This window comes from Jingyaoa shaoxingensis (assembly GCF_014385005.1).
Classification (GTDB): Bacteria; Bacillota; Clostridia; order Lachnospirales; family Lachnospiraceae; genus Marvinbryantia; species Marvinbryantia shaoxingensis.
Genome location: NZ_JACRSZ010000004.1, coordinates 24,490 through 47,015, shown reverse-complemented (window position 1 = coordinate 47,015; position 22,526 = coordinate 24,490). Strand labels below are relative to the sequence as shown.

The 22,526-nt window shown below is 44.8% G+C and carries 22 protein-coding genes; 21 read left to right on the top strand and 1 reads right to left on the bottom strand.

The window, feature by feature from the left end; genetic code table 11:
- Positions 1-88 precede the first annotated feature (88 nt).
- The 10 genes from H8716_RS05665 to rpe all read left to right on the top strand — a co-directional run bounded on the left by H8716_RS05665 (position 89) and on the right by rpe (position 11,245).
- The gene (locus H8716_RS05665; RefSeq protein ID WP_249307607.1) at positions 89-2,848 is read left to right on the top strand and encodes a glycoside hydrolase family 3 protein; all 2,760 of its coding nucleotides are present in this window, start codon (positions 89-91) and stop codon (positions 2,846-2,848) included.
- Positions 2,849-2,866: 18 nt separating this feature from the next.
- Positions 2,867-4,021: an alanyl-tRNA editing protein gene (locus tag H8716_RS05660; protein ID WP_249307606.1), complete on the top strand. Its 1,155-nt coding sequence runs from the start codon at positions 2,867-2,869 to the stop codon at positions 4,019-4,021.
- A 324-nt stretch (positions 4,022-4,345) separates the two neighbouring features.
- The gene (locus H8716_RS05655; RefSeq protein ID WP_249307605.1) at positions 4,346-5,401 is read left to right on the top strand and encodes a DctP family TRAP transporter solute-binding subunit; all 1,056 of its coding nucleotides are present in this window, start codon (positions 4,346-4,348) and stop codon (positions 5,399-5,401) included.
- A gap of 12 nt (positions 5,402-5,413) precedes the next feature.
- Entirely contained in the window at positions 5,414-5,875 is a 462-nt protein-coding gene (locus tag H8716_RS05650; protein WP_249307604.1) for a TRAP transporter small permease, read from the top strand.
- Position 5,876: 1 nt separating this feature from the next.
- The gene (locus tag H8716_RS05645; RefSeq protein ID WP_249307603.1) at positions 5,877-7,160 is read left to right on the top strand and encodes a TRAP transporter large permease; all 1,284 of its coding nucleotides are present in this window, start codon (positions 5,877-5,879) and stop codon (positions 7,158-7,160) included.
- A 101-nt stretch (positions 7,161-7,261) separates the two neighbouring features.
- Positions 7,262-8,095 (top strand): transketolase, encoded by an 834-nt coding sequence (locus tag H8716_RS05640; RefSeq protein WP_249307602.1) that lies wholly within the window; start codon positions 7,262-7,264, stop codon positions 8,093-8,095.
- 26 nt (positions 8,096-8,121) lie between these two features.
- A complete protein-coding gene (locus H8716_RS05635) occupies positions 8,122-9,081 on the top strand; it encodes a transketolase family protein (RefSeq protein ID WP_249307601.1) in 960 nt (319 codons plus the stop codon).
- A 30-nt stretch (positions 9,082-9,111) separates the two neighbouring features.
- Positions 9,112-9,870, top strand: a complete 759-nt coding sequence (locus H8716_RS05630) for an SDR family NAD(P)-dependent oxidoreductase (RefSeq protein WP_249307600.1) — start codon at positions 9,112-9,114, stop codon at positions 9,868-9,870.
- A 177-nt stretch (positions 9,871-10,047) separates the two neighbouring features.
- Positions 10,048-10,518 (top strand): ribose 5-phosphate isomerase B, encoded by a 471-nt coding sequence (gene rpiB / locus H8716_RS05625; protein WP_249307597.1) that lies wholly within the window; start codon positions 10,048-10,050, stop codon positions 10,516-10,518.
- Between the two features lie 52 nt (positions 10,519-10,570).
- On the top strand, positions 10,571-11,245 hold the full coding sequence (gene rpe, locus H8716_RS05620; protein ID WP_249307595.1) for a ribulose-phosphate 3-epimerase: 675 nt from the start codon (positions 10,571-10,573) through the stop codon (positions 11,243-11,245).
- An 80-nt stretch (positions 11,246-11,325) separates the two neighbouring features.
- Here rpe and H8716_RS05615 read toward each other — a convergent pair whose 3' ends face one another.
- Positions 11,326-12,036: a FadR/GntR family transcriptional regulator gene (locus H8716_RS05615; protein WP_249307594.1), complete on the bottom strand. Its 711-nt coding sequence runs from the start codon at positions 12,034-12,036 to the stop codon at positions 11,326-11,328.
- A gap of 324 nt (positions 12,037-12,360) precedes the next feature.
- Between H8716_RS05615 and H8716_RS05610 the strand changes: the two genes are divergently transcribed.
- From H8716_RS05610 to H8716_RS17695, 11 genes are all read left to right on the top strand, one after another.
- Complete coding sequence (locus H8716_RS05610) at positions 12,361-12,864, top strand: prepilin peptidase (RefSeq protein WP_249307593.1); 504 nt, start codon at positions 12,361-12,363, stop codon at positions 12,862-12,864.
- Positions 12,861-13,874, top strand: coding sequence for a P-loop NTPase family protein (locus H8716_RS05605; RefSeq protein ID WP_249307591.1), 1,014 nt, complete (start codon positions 12,861-12,863; stop codon positions 13,872-13,874). The genes H8716_RS05610 and H8716_RS05605 overlap by 4 nt, the downstream gene beginning before the upstream one ends.
- Complete coding sequence (locus tag H8716_RS05600) at positions 13,871-15,094, top strand: CpaF family protein (protein ID WP_249307590.1); 1,224 nt, start codon at positions 13,871-13,873, stop codon at positions 15,092-15,094. Before H8716_RS05605 ends, H8716_RS05600 begins: the two co-directional genes overlap by 4 nt.
- Positions 15,095-15,832 carry a type II secretion system F family protein gene (locus H8716_RS05595; RefSeq protein WP_249307589.1) on the top strand — a complete coding sequence of 246 codons (738 nt, stop codon included), beginning with the start codon at positions 15,095-15,097 and terminating at the stop codon, positions 15,830-15,832.
- 2 nt (positions 15,833-15,834) lie between these two features.
- Positions 15,835-17,223, top strand: a complete 1,389-nt coding sequence (locus H8716_RS05590) for a type II secretion system F family protein (protein ID WP_249307587.1) — start codon at positions 15,835-15,837, stop codon at positions 17,221-17,223.
- A 62-nt stretch (positions 17,224-17,285) separates the two neighbouring features.
- Entirely contained in the window at positions 17,286-17,456 is a 171-nt protein-coding gene (locus H8716_RS05585) for a Flp1 family type IVb pilin (protein WP_249307586.1), read from the top strand.
- A 10-nt stretch (positions 17,457-17,466) separates the two neighbouring features.
- The gene (locus H8716_RS05580) at positions 17,467-19,023 is read left to right on the top strand and encodes a DUF5702 domain-containing protein (RefSeq protein ID WP_249307584.1); all 1,557 of its coding nucleotides are present in this window, start codon (positions 17,467-17,469) and stop codon (positions 19,021-19,023) included.
- A gap of 26 nt (positions 19,024-19,049) precedes the next feature.
- Positions 19,050-20,006: a TadE family protein gene (locus H8716_RS05575; protein WP_249307583.1), complete on the top strand. Its 957-nt coding sequence runs from the start codon at positions 19,050-19,052 to the stop codon at positions 20,004-20,006.
- Positions 20,007-20,018: 12 nt separating this feature from the next.
- Positions 20,019-20,456 (top strand): A24 family peptidase, encoded by a 438-nt coding sequence (locus H8716_RS05570; protein WP_249307581.1) that lies wholly within the window; start codon positions 20,019-20,021, stop codon positions 20,454-20,456.
- 23 nt (positions 20,457-20,479) lie between these two features.
- Positions 20,480-20,926 (top strand): TadE family protein, encoded by a 447-nt coding sequence (locus tag H8716_RS05565; protein ID WP_249307579.1) that lies wholly within the window; start codon positions 20,480-20,482, stop codon positions 20,924-20,926.
- A 5-nt stretch (positions 20,927-20,931) separates the two neighbouring features.
- Positions 20,932-22,452, top strand: coding sequence for a DUF6382 domain-containing protein (locus H8716_RS17695; RefSeq protein ID WP_249307578.1), 1,521 nt, complete (start codon positions 20,932-20,934; stop codon positions 22,450-22,452).
- The last annotated feature ends 74 nt before the right edge of the window (positions 22,453-22,526 follow it).

Below are 22,526 nucleotides of genomic sequence, written 5' to 3'. Positions count from 1 at the left end.
ACAGGGAGAACAGGGCTGAGATAAGATATCATAGTTGGGACTTTTGACCCCAACATCTAAGAAACGGTATAGCAGATGGGGAAAAGAAATGAACAGATTCGAATTAGACATGGAACAGTATCGGAAGCTGGCAAGACAGGCGGCAGCAGACGGCTGTGTACTTTTAAAAAACGAGGCAGAGGCACTGCCTTTCAAAAAGAAAGAACGGATTGCAGTATATGGAAGAATTGCATTTACTTATTATAAAAGCGGACTGGGATCAGGAGGGCTGGTGAATACCGGCAGGGTAGACAGTATCCTGGAGGCGCTGCAGGCAGAGGATCTGGTACTGGATGAAAAACTGATTTCCATATATGAAGCATGGATACAGGAAAATCCATTTGATGAAGGGGCAGGATGGGGAAAGGTTCCTTGGTCACAGAAGGAGATGCCGGTGACAGATGAGATGTTGACCTGTGCCGCAGATGCCGATGCAGCAGTGATTGTAATAGGAAGAACTGCGGGAGAAGATCAGGATAACACTGATGCGCCGGGTGGATATCGTCTGACAGAGGAAGAAGAACAATTGATCTGTCAGGTATGTCAGAAAAATGCCCGTACGATAGTAGTGCTGAATGTGGGTAACATTATAGATATGAGCTGGGTAGAAAAGTATCATCCCCATGCAGTTCTGTATACATGGCAGGGGGGCCAGGAGGGGGCAGCAGCCGTCGCAGATGTGCTGACAGGAAGAGTGAATCCATCCGGCAGACTGACAGATACGATTGCCGGGAAAATCAGTGATTATCCGTCTGATTCCTGCTTTGGCAGTGAGATCGAAAATGAATACCGGGAAGATATCTATGTGGGATACCGGTATTTTGAGACCTTTGCCAGAGATAAAGTACAGTATCCTTTTGGATATGGACTTTCCTATACCACTTTTTCTATAGAAGGAAAAATAGTACCGGAATCAGAAAAATCGAATCATACAGAATTGGAGATCCGGGTCTGCAATACCGGAGACACTGCGGGAAGAGAAGTAGTCCAGGTGTATGTGCAGCTTCCGCAGGGCAGACTGGGACAGCCGCTGCGACGTCTGACAGCATTTTATAAAACAGAATTGTTACAGCCGGGAGAATCTGAAGTCAGAAGGATACAGGTTGCAGACAGAGATCTGGCATCCTATGATGAAAGCGGTGTGACTGGTTGCAGATCAGCTTACATCCTGGAAGAAGGACAGTACGCTTTCTATGTGGGTGGCAATGTGAGAGATGCAGTGAAGGCAGGGGAATGCTACAGGAATGCCAGGATTGTGGAGCAGCTTCAGGAAGCACTGGCACCGACAAAAGAATTCCGGAGAATACACCCGGTGCAAAGCAAAGACCATATGGAAATATCCTGGGAAAAGGTTCCGATCAGAACGGTGGATCCACAGGAACGCAGAAGCGAAGAACTGCCGGAGGAACTGGCACAGACTGGGAATGCGGGATGGAAACTGGTGGATGTACTGGATGAAAAGGTGGACTTGGATACCTTTACAGCACAGCTTTCTGACGAGGATCTGATTGAAATATTTCGTGGGGAGGGCATGTGCAGCCCAAAGGTAACGGCGGGAACAGCAGCGGCCTTTGGTGGATTGACAGAAAGTCTGAGAAACTATGGAATTCCGGCAGCCTGCTGTGCAGATGGCCCATCCGGTATCCGTATGGACTGTGGAACCAGAGCATTTTCCCTTCCAAACGGAACTGCGCTGGGATGCACCTTTGATCAGGAACTGGTGGAAGAACTTTATACAATGACCGGGCAGGAGATCCGGTTAAATAAGATTGATTCCCTTCTGGGACCGGGAATGAATATTCACCGCCACCCATTGAATGGAAGAAACTTTGAATATATTTCAGAAGATCCTTATCTTACCGGTAAGATTGCAGCAGCGCAGGTGCGGGGGATGAACCGGCACGGTATTGCAGGAACTATTAAGCATTTCTGTGCCAATAATCAGGAAAAAGCAAGAAGCAGGGCGAACAGTCAGGTTTCTGAACGTGCTTTAAGAGAGATCTACCTTAAGGGATTTGAGATTGCCATAAAAGAAGGCGGAGCAAGGTCTGTGATGACGACTTATGGACCAGTCAATGGTTTGTGGACATCTGGCAGTTATGATTTGTGTACTACCATTTTGCGTAAGGAATGGGGATTTGACGGAATTGTCATGACTGACTGGTGGGCAGTGGCAAACTATGAAGGACAAAGTGGAGACAAATACACAAAAGCACCTATGGCAGCAGCACAGAATGATCTGTTCATGGTAACAGCAGATGCCATAGACAGTGTGCAAGAAGATGATATGCAGAAACAGTTGGAAGCAGGCTGGCTGACTCGCGGAGAATTACAGCGTAATGCGGAAAATATTCTGGGATTCTTGCTTAAAAGTCCGGCGCTTCTTCATCTGAACGGAAGAATCTGTCAGGAAGAACTGGATGCCATGAATAGGAAAGAAGAAGGGGATGTGCTGGCATCTGACTTGAAATACCTTAATGATAATGCAAATGGATGTATACTGATTCACGGAGAGATGCTTAGTCCAAAGTCCGGTCATGCGGATGTATTTGGCATTCATCTGAAAAAAGAGGGTGACTACCGGATCTGTATGAAGATGCGTACTCAGCTTGGAGGGCTGGCACAGATTCCAGTGTCGGTATATTGTAATAATACTCTGAAGACGATGATATCCATACAGGGCAGCGAAGGAAAATGGCTGGAGACTGACCGGGAACTGGATCACATGATGGCAGGAAACCATTACATAAAGTTCTATTATGGTGCAAACGGACTGGAGATTGACCAGATACGCATATACCGGATGTAGGCAAATTGGAGGAACAACATGACAGAAAAATTATTTTATAAAGATGTATATCAGAAGACATTTGAAGCAACGATAACAGACTGCCGGGAAGGAAAAAATGGATATGAGATCATTCTGGACCGAACGGCCTTTTACCCGGAGGGAGGCGGACAGCCTGGGGATACCGGCTACCTGCAAATCGGTGACCAGAAGGTGGAGATCACAGATACCCACGAAAAAGATGGGGAAATTCTCCATTTTTGTGGACAACCTTTGGAAGTCGGAAGCAAAGTAACCGGAACCATAGACTGGAACCGGAGATTTGGCCTGATGCAGAATCATTCCGGAGAGCACATCGTCAGCGGACTGGTGCACAGTAAATTCGGCTATGACAATGTGGGATTCCATATGGGAAAAGACACCGTGACCATTGATTTTAACGGTGAATTCACAGTGGAAGATATGTGGGAATTTGAGAAGGCTGCCAATGAGAGAGTCTGGGCAAATGAAAAGGTGGACATCACCAGTTATACAGAGGAAGAGGCGAAGTCAGTAGAATACCGCAGTAAAAAAGAACTGCACGGAATGGTGCGTGTAGTGACGTTCCCAAATGCAGATGTGTGTGCATGCTGTGGAACCCATGTCAGCTATACGGGAGAAATCGGTCTGATTAAGCTGATTTCTCTTCAGAAGTTCAAAGGTGGCATGAGAATGGAGATGCTCTCCGGACGGAAAGCCATGGAATACGTGGAAGAGATTTGCAGACAGAATCAGCAGATTTCGGTGGCACTGTCCGCAAAACCACTGGAGACGGCACAGGCAGTGGAGCATCTGAAGAAAACCCAGATGGATCAACAGTTCCACATGGGGGCGCTGGAGCAGAAACTGTTTCAGAATATGGCAAAGCAGTATGAAGGCAGCGGAAGCGTGCTGATATTTGAGGAAGGACTGGCAGCAGACAGCGTGCGCAAGCTGGCAGCGGAGATCATGGAGACCTGCGAGGGACGCTGCGTGGTATGCTCAGGAGACGATGAGAGCGGTTATAAATATGCCATGGGAGAAAAAGACGGAGATCTCCGTGCACTGGTAAAAGAATTTAACAGTACCCTGAACGGACGTGGCGGCGGCAAGCCATTCTTCGCCCAGGGAAGCGTAAGTGCAACGAGAAAAGAGATTGAAGAATTTTTGAAATAGACAGTGGAAAAATCTGTTTGAACTGAAACAGGAAAAGCATATTGGATCAGGAAAACTGATTTGATATGCTTTTCCTGACAGGTTAAAAAACAGGTATGAGCAGTATTATAAGTCAAAAACAATATGTAGGACGTTGAACGTAGTCTATTATATCCAAATAAGAACAAATGATTTTGTGCGATGTGCTGAAAACACTTGTTAAAAATTTGATTATATTGACATTTCTGTGAAAAGTGATAAGATAAAGATACAAACAAGCAATGCAGAACATTCTACATTGGGAGTTAAAAGAGAAGGTGTTTATTTCAAAAGGAGGTGTGGTTGTTGAAACAATGGAAACGAATACTGGCAGGTCTGGCAGGGGCAGCAGTGCTGACATCGGGACTTGCAGTATACGCAGATGGAGAAGCCGCAGAGGGGGATGCGGTTACCTATCCGAAACTGAACCTGTCATTTGCAGTGAACGGAACAGATACCCAGATCGACACACAGGTTGGACAGTATCTGGCAACACTGGTTTCACAGAGATCAGGCGGAAATATTACGATCGATGTTTTTCCAAATGATACACTGGCAGGAGGTAATGCAACAAAGGGAATTGAATATGTCTGTGCAGGCTCAACCGATCTGGCAGCATATGCAACCAGTACATTATCAGCAATTGATTCAAAGCTGAACATTGCAACAATGCCATGGACATTTACATCGTATGATCAGGCAAAGGAAGTGATTGATACCACAGGTGGTGAGTATTATGCGGAGCGGTTATCCCAGAAGGGGCTGACCTACCTGGGTGCATTCCACAATGGATTCCGTCAGCTGACTAACAGTAAGCATCCGGTAACCAAGCCGGAGGATTTGAAGGGACTGAAGATTCGTATTCCGGGTTCCAAGATCTACATGACATTCTGGGAAGCCATCGGAGCAAGTCCGACAGCTATGAGCTGGTCAGAGGTATTTACGGCGATACAGCAGGGAACCATCGATGGACAGGAGAACGGGGCACCGATCACTAAGTCGGCGAAGATGTATGAAGTGCAGGATTATATGACCATCTGGAATTACGCATATGACTGTGACCTGATTATCTGTAACAGCAAGGTATGGAACAATCTGGATGAAGCAACCCAGACACTTCTTCAGGAATGTATCACAGAATCCTGTGACTGGGGAAGATACAAGATTGAAAAAGAAGAAGAAGATATTATTAATGAATTTATCAAAGGCGGAATGCAGGTCGACAGGCTGACAGAAGAACAGCTGGTACCATTCCAGGAATTGATTAAAGATGCTATGAAGGGCTTGAAAGCAGAGTATGGAAAAGCAGCATGTGAAGCATTTAACATCGATACAGAAGGTGTGGAATTCACAGAAGAGTAGGAGGTATAGAGCATGAAATTTATAGAAAAATTTGAAAAATTCGTTGCCTGTGCCAGTGTTTCTGTGATGGCAATTCTGGTATTCGTAAACGTAATAGCAAGATTCATATTTAACAGTCCACTGGCTGTGGCAGATGAGATGTCCTGTTATCTGTTTGTACTGATGAGTTTCATGGGAACTGCCATTGCAGCCCGCAGAAAAGCCCATCTGGGACTGACGATTGTAACAGATAAGCTTTCTCCGTCAGCGGCAAGAAAAGTACAGGTACTGATGTATCTCATCGCAGCAGTGTTCTGTCTGCTGATTGTGATTTTCGGTATTGAAATGGTTATGAGCCAGTACGCACTTGGTCAGGAAACAGCAACCATGCAGTGGCCGGAATGGATCTACGGATTATTTGTACCTGTAGGAGCAGCATTTGCACTGCTTGCATTCCTCAGTGTGGCAGTAAAAACAGCAAAGGGGGAGGAGTAAGATGGTTGGAATAGTATTACTTGGAGTGTTTGTCCTCCTGTTAGCATTCGGAGCACCGATTGCAGTCTGTCTGGGTATGTCCAGCGTGGCAGCAATGCTGGTGCAGGGAGCCGGAAAACCGATCGTAGCAGTCATGTCGGTACTGCCTCGTATCTGTTCCGCATCCAGCAGTAAATTCGTGTTACTGGCAATTCCGTTTTTTATTATCTCCGGTAACGTTATGGAAAAGGCCGGTATCTCAGGCCGCCTGATTAACCTGGCAGAGAAGTGTCTGGGACATATCAAAGGCGGTATGGCAATTGTATGTGTGGTAGTGTCCTGTTTCTTTGCAGCTATTTCAGGATCCGGTCCGGCAACGGTAGCAGCCCTGGGTCTGATTATGATCCCGGCTCTTGTAAAAGCAGGTTACCCGGCAGCATTCTCCTGTGCACTTATGGCAGCAGGCGGAGCAATCGGTGTAGTCATCCCGCCATCCATTACCTTTGTAGTATATGGATCCATCGCAGATGCATCTATCACGAATCTGTTTAAGGCAGGTATGGTTCCTGGGCTTGCAATGGGTGCCGGACTGATTATTGTAGCACTGATTCTGGGAAGAAAATGTGATCTGAAAGTATTACCGAAGGCAAGCGGTGCAGAACGGTTAAAAGCTCTAAAAGATGCATTTTTCGGACTGATGATGCCGGTTATTATCCTGGGTGGTATCTACGGCGGTATCTTCACACCAACCGAAGCAGCTGCAGTATCTGTATTCTATGGACTGTTTGTAGGAATTTTCATTTATCGTGAAATCAATGTAAAGAAAATGATTGATATTATGGTAGATTCCTGTTCCACAACTGCAACGGTAATGTTTATTACCATGGGAGCTTCCCTGTTTGCTTATGTACTGACCCGTGCGAGACTGGATCTGGCGATCAAAGATATGATGCTTGCAGTGACAGGCGGTAACGGGATCATCTTCTTCATTATCGTGAATATTGTGCTTCTGATTGCAGGATGTTTCCTGGATTCCACATCAGCACTGTACATTTTCACACCGCTGTTTGCACCGGTAGCATTGGAACTGGGAATTGACCCGATTCATCTTGGAGTAGTTATGATTGTAAACCTGGCAATTGGTTTGTTTACACCGCCGGTTGGAGTAAACCTGTACGTTGCCTGTGGTATCGGAAAGATATCCATCGAGGATATTTCCAAGGGTATTATTCCTTGTCTGGTGGCAATGCTGATTGTCTTACTGCTTGTTACCTACATACCGGCAATATCACTGATGTTTGTATAAAGAATTATTTTTATTGGATCGATGAAAAGTCGATCTTATAAAAAACAATATAATATCCTACGTTGAACCATCAACATATAATAAAAAGAGAGGTAAAGAAAATGAGAGAGGTATCTGTAAAAGAATTAAAGAATACAGCAACACAGATGAGGATGAAGGTTGTGGATATGATTTACAAAGCACAGTCCGGTCATCCGGGGGGATCCCTGTCAGCAGCAGATTTTGTAACTGCATGCTATTTCAAATATATGAATATTGATCCAAAGAACCCACGCTGGGAAGACCGAGACCGCATGGTGCTCTCCAAAGGACATGTATGCCCGATTCAGTATGCATGCCTTGCCACATTAGGGTATTTTCCGGAATCAGAGCTGGATACACTTCGAAAAGAAGGTTCCATGCTTCAGGGTCATCCGTCGATGAACAAATGCCCTGGAATCGATATTTCCACGGGTTCTCTGGGACAGGGGCTCGCCTGTGCAGCAGGTATGGCACTTGCAGGCAAAATGGACAAAAAGGATTATAAAGTATTCTGTGTAGTAGGTGACGGAGAATCCCAGGAAGGGGAAATCTGGGAAGCAGCCAACACTGCTCACAAATATGAACTGGATAATCTGATTGTATTTGTAGATTTTAATAACCTTCAGATTGACGGAACCTGTGATCAGGTAATGCCAAACGGAGATCTGGGTGAAAAATTCAAATCCTTCGGATGGGAAGTCATGGAAATTGACGGACATGATATGGAAGAAATTTGCGCGACACTGGATAAATGTTATGCTTCTAAAAACGGTAAACCAAAATGTATTTATGCTCACACCATAAAAGGAAAAGGTGTTTCTTATATGGAAAATTCCTGTGCATGGCATGGAGTAGCACCAAATAAAGAAGAACGTGATCAGGCAATGGAAGAACTGACAGCGCAGTTAGTTTAAGACAGGGCGTATAGGAGGATAAGAAAATGAGTGAATTAAAGAAAATTGCAACCCGTGATGGTTTTGGTGAAGAAATTTTAAAACTTGGTCTGGAAAATCCGGAAATCTTAATCGTAGATGCTGATATCGGAAAGAGCTGTAAGACAGGAGCATTCCGTAAAGAACTGTCAGCGGAATACCATGATGACAAAAATCAGTATGTGAATGTGGGAATTGCAGAACAGAATGCAGCAGGTGTGGCAGCAGGACTGGCAACCTGCGGAAAGATTCCATTTGTAGTTACTTATGCAGTATTCGGATCTCTGCGTATGTGTGAAATGATTCGTCAGCAGATCTGTTATCCTAATCTGAATGTCAAGATTGCCTGCTCCCATGGTGGTGTGACACCGGCAAATGACGGTGCTTCCCACCAGGCAATTGAAGACATGGGAGTACTTCGTACCATCCCGAACATGACAGTTGTGATGCCGGCAGATTACAATTCCGCAAAGAAACTGACGAAAGCAGCAGCAGAAACCTATGGTCCGATGTATCTGCGTTTTACAAGAGATGCGGTGCCTCAGATCTATGATGAAAATGTGGAATTTGTAATCGGAAAAGCACATCAGATTCAGGATGGAAAAGATGTGGCTATCATTGCCAATGGAGATACAGTACGCCTGGCAGTAGAAGCTGCAAAGGTTCTGGAAGAGAAAGGTATTTCAGCCCGTGTACTGGATATGCATACAATTAAGCCACTGGATGTGGAAGCAGTTACTGCATGTGTGAATGATATCGGCAAGATCATTACAGTAGAAGACCACAATATTCTCAACGGACTTGGTTCTGCAGTCTGCGAAGTAGCAGCAGAACTTGGAAAAGGTATTGTAAAACGTATCGGTATCCAGGATCAGTTCGGACAGTCAGCTCCGTATGAAAGACTGTTGGAAATCAATGGTGTAACAGTAGAGGAAATCGTAAAAACTGCAGAGGAAATGCAGAAATAATGAAATATAGTATTCAGGAGGAAAAATATCATGTTAGATTTTACAAATCAGGTAGTTCTCGTAACAGGAGCAGGTTCACCAAAAGGAATCGGACGTACCATCGCTCAGACATTTGGAAAACAGGGCGCAAAGGTTGTGATCTGTGATATCAATCAGGCAGGCTGTGATGCAAATGTGGAAGAAATGAAAAAGATGGGAATTGAAGCAGCAGGATATGCAGCGAACCTGACAGATCCGGATGCAGTAAAAGAACTGGTAAATAAGATTGTAGAAAAATACGGACGCATCGATGTTCTGGTAAACAATGCCGGAATTTCTCAGAAAGTAACGGTAGCAGATATGACTCTGGATGATATCAAGCGCATCTTCAGCGTAAATATGTTTGGTCTGTTCCTGATTACTCAGGCAGTCTGCGAAGTCATGAAGAAACAGAAATACGGACGTATCGTACATCTGTCTTCTGTTTCCGGAAAACGTGGCGGCGGAGTATTCGGTGGTGCTCATTATTCCGCATCCAAAGCAGCAGTTCTGGGCTTCTCCAAGAACCTTGCCCGTGAGGTATCTCAGTATGGTATCACAACAAACTGTGTATGCCCTGGACTGATTAATACAGAAATCTGGAAATCTATGCCGAAGGAACAGGCAGATGCTGTTATCGCAGGTATCCCGATGGGACGTCCTGGAGAAACACAGGAAGTTGCCAATGCAATCGTATTCCTGGCATCCAAAGAAGCCTCCTATATTACAGGAGAAGAAATTGATATTAACGGAGGATCCCACATGGACTAAGCCCCCTCCATGCGTATTGTTTGCGATCCTCAGATCTCTCTCAATATCCATTGATGCAGCTGCCATTGCATCGGAAGAGTCGGTTCATCAGAACTTGTAAAAGAACCTGGTGAACCGGTTCTTTTTACAATTGAAAGAAAATGAAGTATTTGTTAGAATATAGAAAGGTGAATGATTATGAAAATCGGTTTTGGAAGTGACCACGCAGCGATTGAATTAAAACGCTGCCTTTTTGAACATATGGAAGCACGCGGATTTGAATGTGTAGATTACGGTGCATACAGTCTGGATGAGAAGGTAGATTACCCGATACCGGGACGTACGGTTGCAGAAGCAATCCGCAGAGGCGATATCGATAAAGGGGTTCTGGTATGTGGGACGGGTGTTGGTATCTCTCTTGCAGCGAATAAAGTACCTGGAATCCGTGCAGGTGTGTGCAGCGAACCATTTACTGCTAAAATGATTGCAGAACATAACAATTGTCAGATCGTTGCCATGGGCGCCCGTGTAGTAGGAGAAGAATTGGCTAAAATGATCTGTGATGCGTTCTTTGATGCAGAATTTCAGGGTGGACGTCATCAGAGACGCGTGGATCTGATTAGTAAAATTGAGGAAGATTACGGATACTCAGATGCCGAAATAAAGTAACTGTTCAGTATCTTCACAGATACGAAATAAAATAACATGAAAGGAGATTGCCATGTCAAGACATAATATACTTGCACCATCTATTTTGTCTGCTAATTTTAATCATCTAGGGGAGGATATCCAGACAGTTATATCTGCAGGAGCTGAGTACCTGCATATTGATGTCATGGATGGAATGTTTGTACCAAGTATTTCGTTTGGTATGCCGGTGATTAAGTCTATTCGAAAAGAACAGAACTGCTTTTTTGATGTGCATCTGATGGTTCAGGATCCGGGACGTTATATTGATGATTTTGTTTCCTGCGGAGCTGACAGTATCACGGTTCACGCTGAAGCATGCACCCATCTTCACCGCGTTGTTCAGAGTATCAAATCGAAGGGCGTCCGTGCTGCTGTTGCGTTAAATCCTTCTACACCACTGAATGTGTTAGATTATGTAATGGATGATCTGGACATGGTTCTGATTATGACGGTGAATCCGGGATTTGGCGGTCAGAGCTATATTCCGCAGATGACAGAAAAGATTCTTGAACTGCGGAAAAAGATTCAGGAATCTGGAAGAAATATTGATATTCAGGTGGATGGCGGCGTAAATGACCAGACTATTCATACGGTTCTGGATGCAGGTGCCAACATTCTGGTTGCAGGTTCCGCAGTATTCAAGGGTGAACTGGCAGAGAAGGTGAAACGTTACCTGAACATTATGAAAGAGTATCAGAATTATTAGATGTGATAAAAAGCATACAGACACAGAATATACATTCATTCTTTGGATTCTGTGCTGTATGCTTTTTCATGGTTATATTTTCAGGATTTTTTTCCTACATTCAGGAAATAGGTGCCTTCTACGGATTCGTGCAGTCCTTCCAGCTGACGGCTGGCAATGAGCTGATAGACTCTTTCATGTGCACTATATAGTTCTTCTCCACGACCGGTCTCCAGCATGCCTTTTACGGAATCGTAACGGGTGGAATAAGTCAGTACTCTGGTGATGGCATTGATCTTGGACACCATGGCATTATGTCCCATCTCTGTAATACAGTCATGGAATGCATTATCTGCTTCAAAAACCTGATCCACATCGGGTGTCTGTGCAAAAATGGCGTCTTTTAAAACCAGCATTTTTTCGTGTAACTGCCGGATCTCTTCTTCACTGCTTTTTTCCACGGCAAGACGCATTACACCAGTCTCTACCATAGCTCTCAGTTCGTTCAGATCCTGTGAATTCTGCTGGTTCAGAATAATACCATATATCATAGGATCAATAAGACTCTCTGAAAATCCGTTGCAGACGAAGGTTCCGTCTGCACGCTTAATCTCCAGGACTCCAATATATACCAGGATCTTAATTGCTTCTCTTATGGAATTGCGCGCGACTCCGAGCTGTTCTGACAATTCCATTTCTGTGGGAATCTTATCTCCCGGTTTGAGTTCCCCACTCAGCATTGCTTCCGTCAGCCGGTCAATAACACGCTGCACCACAGATGATCTGTTAATTTTCTTTAAATATTCCGGCATCTTACTTACTCCTTCTCTCTCCATTTGGTCGAACATTGGATGTTCTTCTTTTTATTATATCCTGTATTTTATCAGAAAAGCAACAGTTATTTCTGATAAAATACAGGATATAAATATTGCAAGAAGAATTATGCAATATACTATTGACAAACAGAAACATATTATATATAATAACATCACTTACCAATTCTGATAAGCATCGGTCGTATCGACATCTATTTCAAAGATAACAAGTGTATAGGGTGACAGGGGTAACAGACGATTCATGTCCGTGTGATAGATGATTTGCACCTAGCATCTGTTTTTAAAAAGAGGATAGAGAATATGAGATTTTTATTTTTGTTCAGTATAGGAGTACTAGCGGTCTTCTGGGATTTTTATTCCGGAAGGATCCCCAATGTACTGATTGGAGCAGGACTTCTGGCAGCACTGGGATGGCAGTGGAGTGCCAATGGACCACCTGGAACAGGGAATTTTCTGGCAGGAGCATTACTGCCGCTTCTGGTGCTTGGCGTCCTTCATTATTTTAAGATGATGGGAGCCGGTGATCTGAAGTATTTTATGATGGTTGGAGGATTTTTCGGACCGTCACTGAGTTTGAAGTGTATCTGCTATTCATTTCTGATTGCTGCGGTATTTTCACTGACAGCAGTTATCAAATATCACATTTTATGGAAACGTCTGATTCTATTCATACAGTATTTAAAAGAATTTTTCAGCACAGGAATATGGCACCCATACATTGTGCAGGAGGATAACCCTGCCTATCTGCACCTGTCGTTGCCGATATTTCTGGGAAGTATGCTGATTACAGGAGGTTGGATATGAAAAAACTTAATTTTGCAATATGCGATCTGGAGACAGTCTATGCCTGCAGACTGATGAATTATATTACCGAAAAACAGAGAATTCCCTTCGAGATACTGGTATTTTCAGGTGTGGAAAGCCTGAGAGAATTTACCAGGGAACATCGGATTGAGCTGCTGTTGATCTCAGCACGGATGATGTGCGAGGAAGTTCGTATGATGGACATTAACCGAACCGTGATTCTGTCAGAGGGGGAAGTAAGACCGGAATACGTGGAGTATCCCACGGTATATAAGTACCAGTCTTCGGATCATCTGGTAGCAGAAGTCATGAATTATTATGCGGCAGATATGAGTGAACATACGCCATATTTTATGAAGCAGAAGGCAAATGTTATCGGAGTATACTCACCGGTGAAGCGCTGTGGAAAGACATGTTTTGCACTGACACTGGGGCAGATTCTGGCAAAACGTCAGTCTGTATTATACCTGAATCTGGAAGAATGTGCCGGATTCAGTATGATGACCGGGAAAACATACAGTGCAGATATCTCGGATGTGATGTACTTTGTCCGTCAGAATAAGGGGAATGTGATTTTTAAGGTGCAGGCAATTGTACAGCATCTGGGGGAGATGGCATACATACCGCCGGCGTATTCAGCAGCAGATTTAAGGGAAGTGACCCAGGAAGAATGGATGAAGCTTCTGGATGCAGTGACTTCCATCGGAGGATATGAAACGGTGATTCTGGATCTGGAGGGAACGGTGGAAGAACAACTGGGGCTACTGGCAGCATGTACACATATCTATACCCCGGTCTGTGATGGGGTTATCGCCAAAGCCCGGATGGAACAGTATAAGAAGCTGCTGACGGAGCTCGATGCGGAAGAGATTCTGAAAGAAACATCCTGTCTGCACCTTCCTTATGCAGAGCCTGCAGCAGTGGGGGAATATGCGCTGGAACAGCTGGTAAACAGTGAGATGGGGAACTTTGTGCGTACATTACTGTGCAGTGAGGAATGGAAGAAATGAACAGGGAACAGAATGAATTTTTAGAGTTACAGAGAAAACTGATGGACCGGCTGGACACCTCGCAGGAATTACCGGATGAGGTAATCTGTGAACAGATTGATAAGCTGCTGATGGAGAAGAACAGCGGGCATTATTACAGTTTGAGAAGGCGTGCACAGCTTCGGACAGAGCTGTTCAATTCAGTAAGGAAGCTGGATATTCTGCAGGAACTGGTAGATGACGATCAGGTAACAGAGATTATGGTAAATGGTTTGGACGGAATCTTCATAGAAGAGAACGGGCGAATACGGAAGTGGGAGAAAGGCTTTCACAGCAGAGATAAAATTGAAGATCTGGTGCAGGGGATTGCAGCGAAAAGTAACCGGATTGTCAATGCTACGGTTCCGATTGTGGATGCCAGACTGGAAAATGGCGCCAGAGTCAGCATGGTTCTGCCACCGATTGCCTTAAATGGACCGATCATTACCATAAGGCAGTTCCCAGTACATCCCATAGAGATGCAGCAGCTCATAGAATGGGGAGCAGTGACGGAAGAAGCGGTACAGTTCCTGAAAAAGCTGGTAATTGCCGGATATAACATTTTTATCAGCGGCGGTACCGGGTCAGGGAAGACCACATTTCTGAATGCATTGTCCAATTATATTCCGAAGGACGAGCGGATCATAACTATTGAAGACAATGCGGAACTGCAGATCAGGGGTGTTGCCAATCTGGTGCGGCTGGAAGCCAGAAAAGGAAATACGCAGGGAGATCATGAGATTACCATTCGTGACCTGATCCGGGCGAGTCTTCGAATGCGGCCGGATAGAGTAATTGTAGGGGAAGTCCGAGGGGAAGAGACCATTGATATGATACAGGCCATGAATAATGGTCATGACGGAAGTCTCTCTACCGGTCATGGAAATAGTCCAAGGGATATGCTGGCAAGACTTGAGACCATGGTACTTATGGGAATGGAGCTGCCGGTGTCAGCAGTCCGCAGACAGATTGCTTCCGGAATCGATATCATGGTGCATCTTGGCAGAATGCGTGACCGATCCAGAAAAGTGTTAGAGATTCTGGAGATTACCGGGTACAGTTATGAGAAAGAGGAGATTCAGACCCATACACTCTATGAATTTGAGGAGAATGGGAAAGGGGGAGAAAAAGTAGCGGGCACACTGGTGCGTAAGGGCGATCTTATGCAGACCAGAAAACTGGAAAGGGCAGGATTGTTGTAAATGGATTACAGAGAATATCGTTTTTCCAGAAAAGAATATGTGGCAAACTGTCTGCTGTTTCTTCTGGGAGATGCCATGATCAGCTATCTGTTTTACAGATCAGTGCCGGTATTTTTCCTGGGACTTCTGTTACTGAGAAGATTCTTGAAGATGAGGAAGCAGTCACTGTGTCGGAAGAGAAAACAGGAACTGGAAGAACAATTTCTTATGGCAATGCAGACCGTAACCACGTCCCTGACGGCTGGATATTCCGTTGAGACTGCTTTTGAGGATACGCTGAAGGAATTGCCGTTGATCTATCGGGAAGATGACATGATAGTTCAGGAATTTCGAGGTATAGTGAGCAAGCTTCAGATGAATCAGAATCTGGAAGAACTCTTGCAGTCGCTTGCCGTGCGCAGTGGAATCGAGGATGTAAGAAATTTCGCAGAGATCTTTGCCATAGCGAAACGTTCAGGCGGGAATCTCATTGCAATTATAAGGAATACTATACAGAGCATAGGGCAGAAGAATGAGACCAGAAAAGAGATACAGGTGGTACTGGCAGCCAAGAAGATGGAGCAGAATATGATGAGTATCATTCCATGTCTGATTTTATTCTATGTGCAGACGGTATCGCCGGGATTCCTTGATGGGATGTATCACAATCCCACAGGCATAGTGATTATGACAGTATCTTTAGCAGTGTATGCAGGTGCAGTATTCTGGGGAAGAAAAATTGTGGATATTGAGGTGTAGGGATGTGGATGTACTGGGGACTGGTGGCAGTATTTGGAATGCTGATGATTCTCTCAGCAGGAGTGGAGACAGAGCCTGAAGTGAAGTGGTATCGGAAGCCGTTTCACAAAGGCGCAGAATATCTGCTGGAAAGAAGTTCCAGATGGAGAAAAAACAGGGACAGGAAAGAGAATAAAAAAGAAAAAGAGAAACTGGAAACTATGCTGTTGTGTTTTGCATTGGGACTACTGCTATTTCCGATTGCAGAAAGTGCTTTAAGCGGAGAGAAACAACTGGCAGCGATTCAGAGACTGGAACGTCCGGAAAAGGGAGAAGGAAACAGTTCTTATACGCTGCAGGCAGAGATCCAGAACCAGGAAGATGCAGAGCAGGTGAAGGTGGAACTTCAGGAGCGGCAGTATACAGAGCAGGAAGAATTGCAATTATTAAAGCTGGCAGAGGAGGAGATCGATCAGATCATACTGGGAGAGAACGCTTCCGCAGATGAAGTGAGGGGAAGAGTAGAACTGCCTTCGGAACTGCAAAATGGTGAGGTAACGGTTCAGTGGATACAGAATCCACAGGGGTATTTGGATGGAGACGGAAATATTGTGGCAGATCTCCCGGAGAAAGGACAGATACTGACATTGACGGCTATGTTGTCCTGCGGAGAGCGGGAACAGATCTATGAGACGGCACTGCACTTATTTCCACAGATCCGTACGGAAGAAGAACAACTGAAGTATGATCTGAACCAGGCACTGAAAAATGCTCAGGAAAATAGCAGGGAGAAAAAGACACTGGAGCTTCCACAGGAAGTGGATGGAAGAGATGTGGTATGGACGCAGAGTCAGGTATCTCTGACAGGGATCTGTCTTGCCGGAATTCTGATTCTGGCGGCAGCAGGATACCTGGGGAAAGCGCAAGAACACAAAAAGATGGAAGAACAGCGCCGAAGGCAGCTGATTTTGGATTATCCGGATGTAGTATTTAAGCTTGGAATGCTGCTAAATGCAGGACTGACGATACAGAATGCATTTGTCAGGATTGCAGGAGAATATCAGGAGATGAAAGAACAGAGCGGGATACGATGGGCGTATGAAGAGATGGTAGCAGCCTGTAATGAAATGAGAAGTGGAATTGCAGAGGCACGTGCCTATGAGAGATTTGGCAGAAGATGTGAACAGACCTGTTATGTACGGCTTGGCACGATTCTGTCCGGAGGATTGCAGAAAAGTTCAGAAGGTATGACGGAGCTTCTGTTGAATGAAGCAGAAGAAGCCATGGAAGACCGCAGACAGCTCGCCAAAAAGATGGGGGAAGAAGCAGGAACAAGACTGTTGTTTCCCATGATTCTGATGCTGCTGGTTGTGCTGGTCATTCTGATTGTACCGGCAGTACTGTCATTTTAAATAATTTAGGAAAGAAGCAACAGGCTGGAACACGAGATGTCATTTGAAAGGAGGTGAGGAAAATGCGAAAGTTTCTGAGACGGCTGTATGAAGAAGAAGACGGCATTGGAACGGTGGAGATTATACTGATTCTGGTAGTTCTGATTGGTCTGGTCATCATCTTCAAGAGTCAGCTGACCAGTCTGGTCAATAAAATCTTCAAGAAAATTGTAAGTCAGAGTAACAGTATTTAAAGGAGACAACATGAAAACGTACAGATGCAAAGGGACAATTACAGTGTTCTTAAGCCTGATCAGCGTTCTGTTTCTGTCCCTTCTCTGTACAACCATGGAATCAGCCAGAATACAGGGGGCAAGGGCAAAAGCAGCAGCGGCACTGGATATGGGGCTGTTTTCGGTATTTGGGGAATTTGAAAATCGTGTGTTAGAACAATATGATGTGTTTTTTCTGGATGGAGCCAGTGGAACAGGCAACTACAGTCAAAAGGCACTGGAAGAGAAACTGCGGACCTATATGGAATATAATGTTTCTCCAAATAAAGGAATTTTGCTAAAAGGATTTGATCCGTACCCTCTTACCTTACAGAAAGCCGGGATCACCGGAGTTGCACTGGCAACAGATCAGAAGGGCAATGCATTTTATCAGCAGGCAGTTGGTTTTATGCATGACAATCTGGCAACGGAAGCGGTATCAGCATGGCTGAAAAGAAAGGAAGATGCTCAGAAGCTGGATAGTGCAGGGCAGGATTATCAGAACCGTCAGAGTAGCAATGCAGCGAATCTGAAATCTCTGCAGCAACAGCAGGAAACACTCAGAAAGCAGGAAGAAGAACGAAGAAAAGAACAAGAGAAAGCAGCAGAGGAAGCGGGTAACCTCCCGATGGAGATACAGCCGGAGAAAAAAGAATATCCGGCAGCGAAGAATCCTCTGGAAACCATCAAAGCAATTAAGAGAAAAGGTCTTCTGGGACTGGTACTCGGTGAAAAGAAAGCGTCAGATAAAGTACTTTCTTCCGATGTGCCATCCAGAAGAAGCTGCCGCAAAGGGAATCTGGAGATCAAAAAGAAATATGCGGGTCTGACAGATAATCTGCTGTTTCAGGAATATCTGTTTGAAAGATTTCCATGTTATACGGACAGTGAGGCTGAAGACCAGGTGCTGAATTATGGACTGGAATATATTCTCTGCGGTAAGAATTCAGATGTAAAGAATCTGAAAAGTGTGGTAAAAAGGCTTCTGGCATTGCGAGAAGGTGCAAATTTTATGTATCTTGCCAGTGATCCGGCGAAGAAAGCACAGGCAGACAGTCTGGCAGCACTGATTACCGGTGCAATACCGGTCCCGGGGTTACAGGTGGCTACGTCCTATGCACTGCTTCTGGTATGGGCCTATGGAGAGAGCCTTCTGGATCTGCACAGCCTTCTGGCAGGTGGAAAGGTGCCGGTATGGAAGTCACAGGCTACATGGAGGCTGGATCTGAAAAATATTCCGTCACTTCTGGAGATGCTGGAATCTCCCGACACGGCAGGGAAAGAAGGACTGGATTATCAGGGATATCTTCAGATTCTGTTCACTATGGGGAATACGTCGTCCTATTCTATGAGGGCACTGGATCTGATAGAAGGAGATATACGGAAAACAACAGACAACGTAAAGTTCCGTGTGGATCATGCAATTGTCAAAATGGCAGTAAAAGCAGAGTATCTGATTCCGCCTGTTTTTCTGAGAGTGACAGGAGCTTTTCTCAAAACAGGGCAGAAGAAGATAAGTTACGAAACAAAAGGAACGTTTGCCTATTAAGGCAGGCAATAAGGAGGTGGCGTGAAATGTTCTTTCCTGGAACAGACCGCTTTGTCATTCAGATTTATAAAGGTTATAAAAGAGTTATTCAAAAAACATATATATTAGCGAAGAAAGGAAGGATGTTATTCCCGGCGGCGAGATATCAGGAGCAGTCTGACCTGGAAGGAATATTTCAATTTATCTCATTTCACAAATTTAATAAGGGCAGTCTTACACTGGAAATGGCAATCGTTTTACCGCTGTTTCTGTTTGCAATGCTTGCCATGCTGCAGTTTGCAACGGTAGAGAATGCATCTTCCGCACTGCTGGCAGGTGCACAGGATACAGCGAAGGAGATGGCGGCGTATGCCTACATACAGAATATGGGAGCAGCAGAAAAAGCAGGGATTTCGTCAGAACTGTTAAAAGGCGGTCTGTCGGCAGGATATGCCAGAAGCCAGATCAGGCAGAGATCAGGGGTTGGAAAAGATATAGGAACTTTTAGTCTCCTGCAGTCCAGGTTTACTGGCAGTGAGATTCTGGATCTGACAGGGACATTTCAGCCGGCTCATACCTGGACCATACTTCCGGTGAAAAAAGTGAAAAGCATTTTTCGGGCAAGAGTGCGGGCGTGGACAGGAAGAACCGGTGGTGGAGCCGGAGCAGGAGAGGACGCAGAGGAAGAAAACGATGAAGAGGCAGAAGAGGTATATGTGACAGAGACAGGAACGGTCTATCACAAAGATCCGGACTGTACTCATATCCGGCTGTCCATTCGCAGTGTATCGAAGAATCAGTTAAAAGGAATTCGTAACGTAAACGGTGGAAAATATCATGCCTGTGAGCGGTGCAGGGGAGGATGCGGTGACAGAGTGTATGTTTCCCCTTATGGTGATAAATACCATTCTTCATTGAGCTGCAGTGGGCTGAAAAGAACCGTGAATAAAGTACCATTATCAGAAGCAGAGAAACTAAGACCATGCAGCAAATGCGGAAAGTGACAGGGACAGTAGATGTGGAAATTATATGTGTGGCTGTTGGGATATCTGAGTGTGGAAACCGGCAGTGATATCCGAAAAAAAGAAATATCAGTGATAAGTTCTTTTATCTGTGGAAGTGCTGCCCTTTTACTGAGAATTGCAATGGGACTGTTAAGACCACAGGCAGATGCAGTACAGTTTCTCCTGACAGCCATACTGCCGGGCTGTGTATTGCTGCTGATCGGGAAAATAACCAGGCAGGAGATAGGATATGGAGACGGAATATTGCTTTTGGTATGCGGGCTGTGCCTGGGCGGGAAAAATGCCATACTTCTGTTCATGTCGGGTTTGTTTCTGATGTTTCCGGTATCCCTGATACTGTTATTGTCAGGAAAGTCAGATCGTAGGGCAGAACTGCCATTTGCTCCTTTTTTGCTGGCGGCATATCTGTGTTGGCTGATGCAGAAATAGTTGTGAATAAGGGAGGATTAATAATGAGACAGAAAGGAAGTTATACGGTAGAGGCATCTTTACTGATGGGCGTTTTGCTGTCGATTCTGGTTTCAGTGATTTATCTGGGATTCTGGTATCATGACAGGAATTTTTTGCAAAATGCGGCATATGAGGCGGCTTGTACAGCCAGCCTGAGAGCAGATGATGAGAGCTATCAAATCAGCGGTGCAGCCAGGAGTCTTACAGAAGGAAGATTGCTTGGCACGACGGGGTTATCCGCAGAATGTCAGACTACAGAAAAAGAAGCATCTGTCTTTTATCGTGGAACCTTTCGGATTCCCGGGATGATGGAAGCGTTTTTTCAGGAAAATCAATTGAAAATGAAGGAGAGCTGTGAGATATCCACGCAGCGTCCGTCGAGCAGAATACAGAAGGTGCGTCAGTTGGTAAAGATAGGGCACCATATATTTGAAAGAAACAGGGGGTGAGCACTGTGAAGATCAGATTTGAACATGACATATCCCATAATTATATGATACCGGAACCGGAGAATGAGGAAGAGAATCTTTCAGAAGAAAGTGAGATGGATTATGAAGTTCATATGCTGGAAGAAAATCAGATTCGGGGATTTATGAGGTGTATCAGAAAAAGGATCAATGGAGAAACGCAGTATTACTATGAGATTACTTCCAAACACTCGCTGGCACAGATCTGTGAGACAGATGCACTGCGCTGTGGGGATATTCAGAAGATTCTGGGATGCCTGCATGGCGCCATGCAGCAGATGGAGCAATATCTTCTGGATGGCAATAAGATGGTACTGGATCCTATGCTGATCTATCTGGATATTGAAAGCAGAGATGCGGAATTCTGTTATCTTCCATCTTATAAGAAAAATATACAGGAGAGTTTTCGCAGTTTTGCATCTTATCTTCTTTATCATCTGAACCAGGCAGATACAGAGGCTGTTCTGCGGGTATATGAGATCAACCGTAAGGTACAGGAGAAGAATTATGCATTGCTTGAGATTCTGCAGGAAGAACCGGAGACATCAGAAGAACCTGGAAAAACTGTTGGGCAGAGTCCTGACAGGGAGAGGAAGAAGCCGGTGGATGTGCAGACCGATTTTCTGGCAGAAGACAAGAATGCAGAATTGCGTACAGAGAAAGACAAAAAAGAATCCAAAAGTGAGTGGAAAAGAGAAACAAAAAAGAAGCAGACGCAAAAAGAGAAAAATCAGAAAACAAAGAAAATAGAGACCCGGAAGGAGCATTCAGAGAGAAAGATGCAGATGCTGACGGGTATGGTATATCTTGTGGTAATGGGGATCACAGGAATAGCAGCGTGGATGGATTTTCTCACTGTTACACAGGCGGGCGGAATCACGTTCCTGATAACTGCGGCACTGGCGTATGTGCTCTCCTGGGAAAAGGCCAGAGAAAAGAATAACGGCCGGGAAAAAAAGAAAAAAGAAACAGGAATTCGATGGGAATTGCCAGAGAGCGAAGAAGAACCATGGCTGATGAAAGACAGAAATGAGAATGCAGAAATCCATCAGACAGATGAACGGAAACAAAACACGGAGGCAGTATCAGGGGGAAAATCCATGCAGAAGATGGCAAAAGTGCAGACGAATAGCCAGAATCTGTCACAGCAGGAAGAAGAAAATGTGGGAGCAACTACGCTTCTTTGGAAAGGGGAGGAGGAATATGAGCCACATCTGACACTGATCAGTATGAATCCGAGAGAAAGAAACAGTATTGTGTTGGTGAAAGACAGTTACTTGATTGGTAAATTGAAGACAAAAGCAGATATTTGCCTGGAAGAAGAGGAAATTAGCAGGATTCATGCAAAAATTCAGAAAGAGGGAGAGGAATATTATCTGTGTGATATGAATTCCACGAATGGGACATTTATCAACGGAAGAAGACTGGGAGTGAATGAAAAAGTACCACTTCATGTGTCAGATGAAATTGCATTTGCAAGGACGGAATATTATATCGGGAACTGCTGAGATTACGGAAAAGCTCTTGCCTGTTAAAAATTATGATGTTATGATGAAAAAACAGTAACTGTTCAGAACCCGCT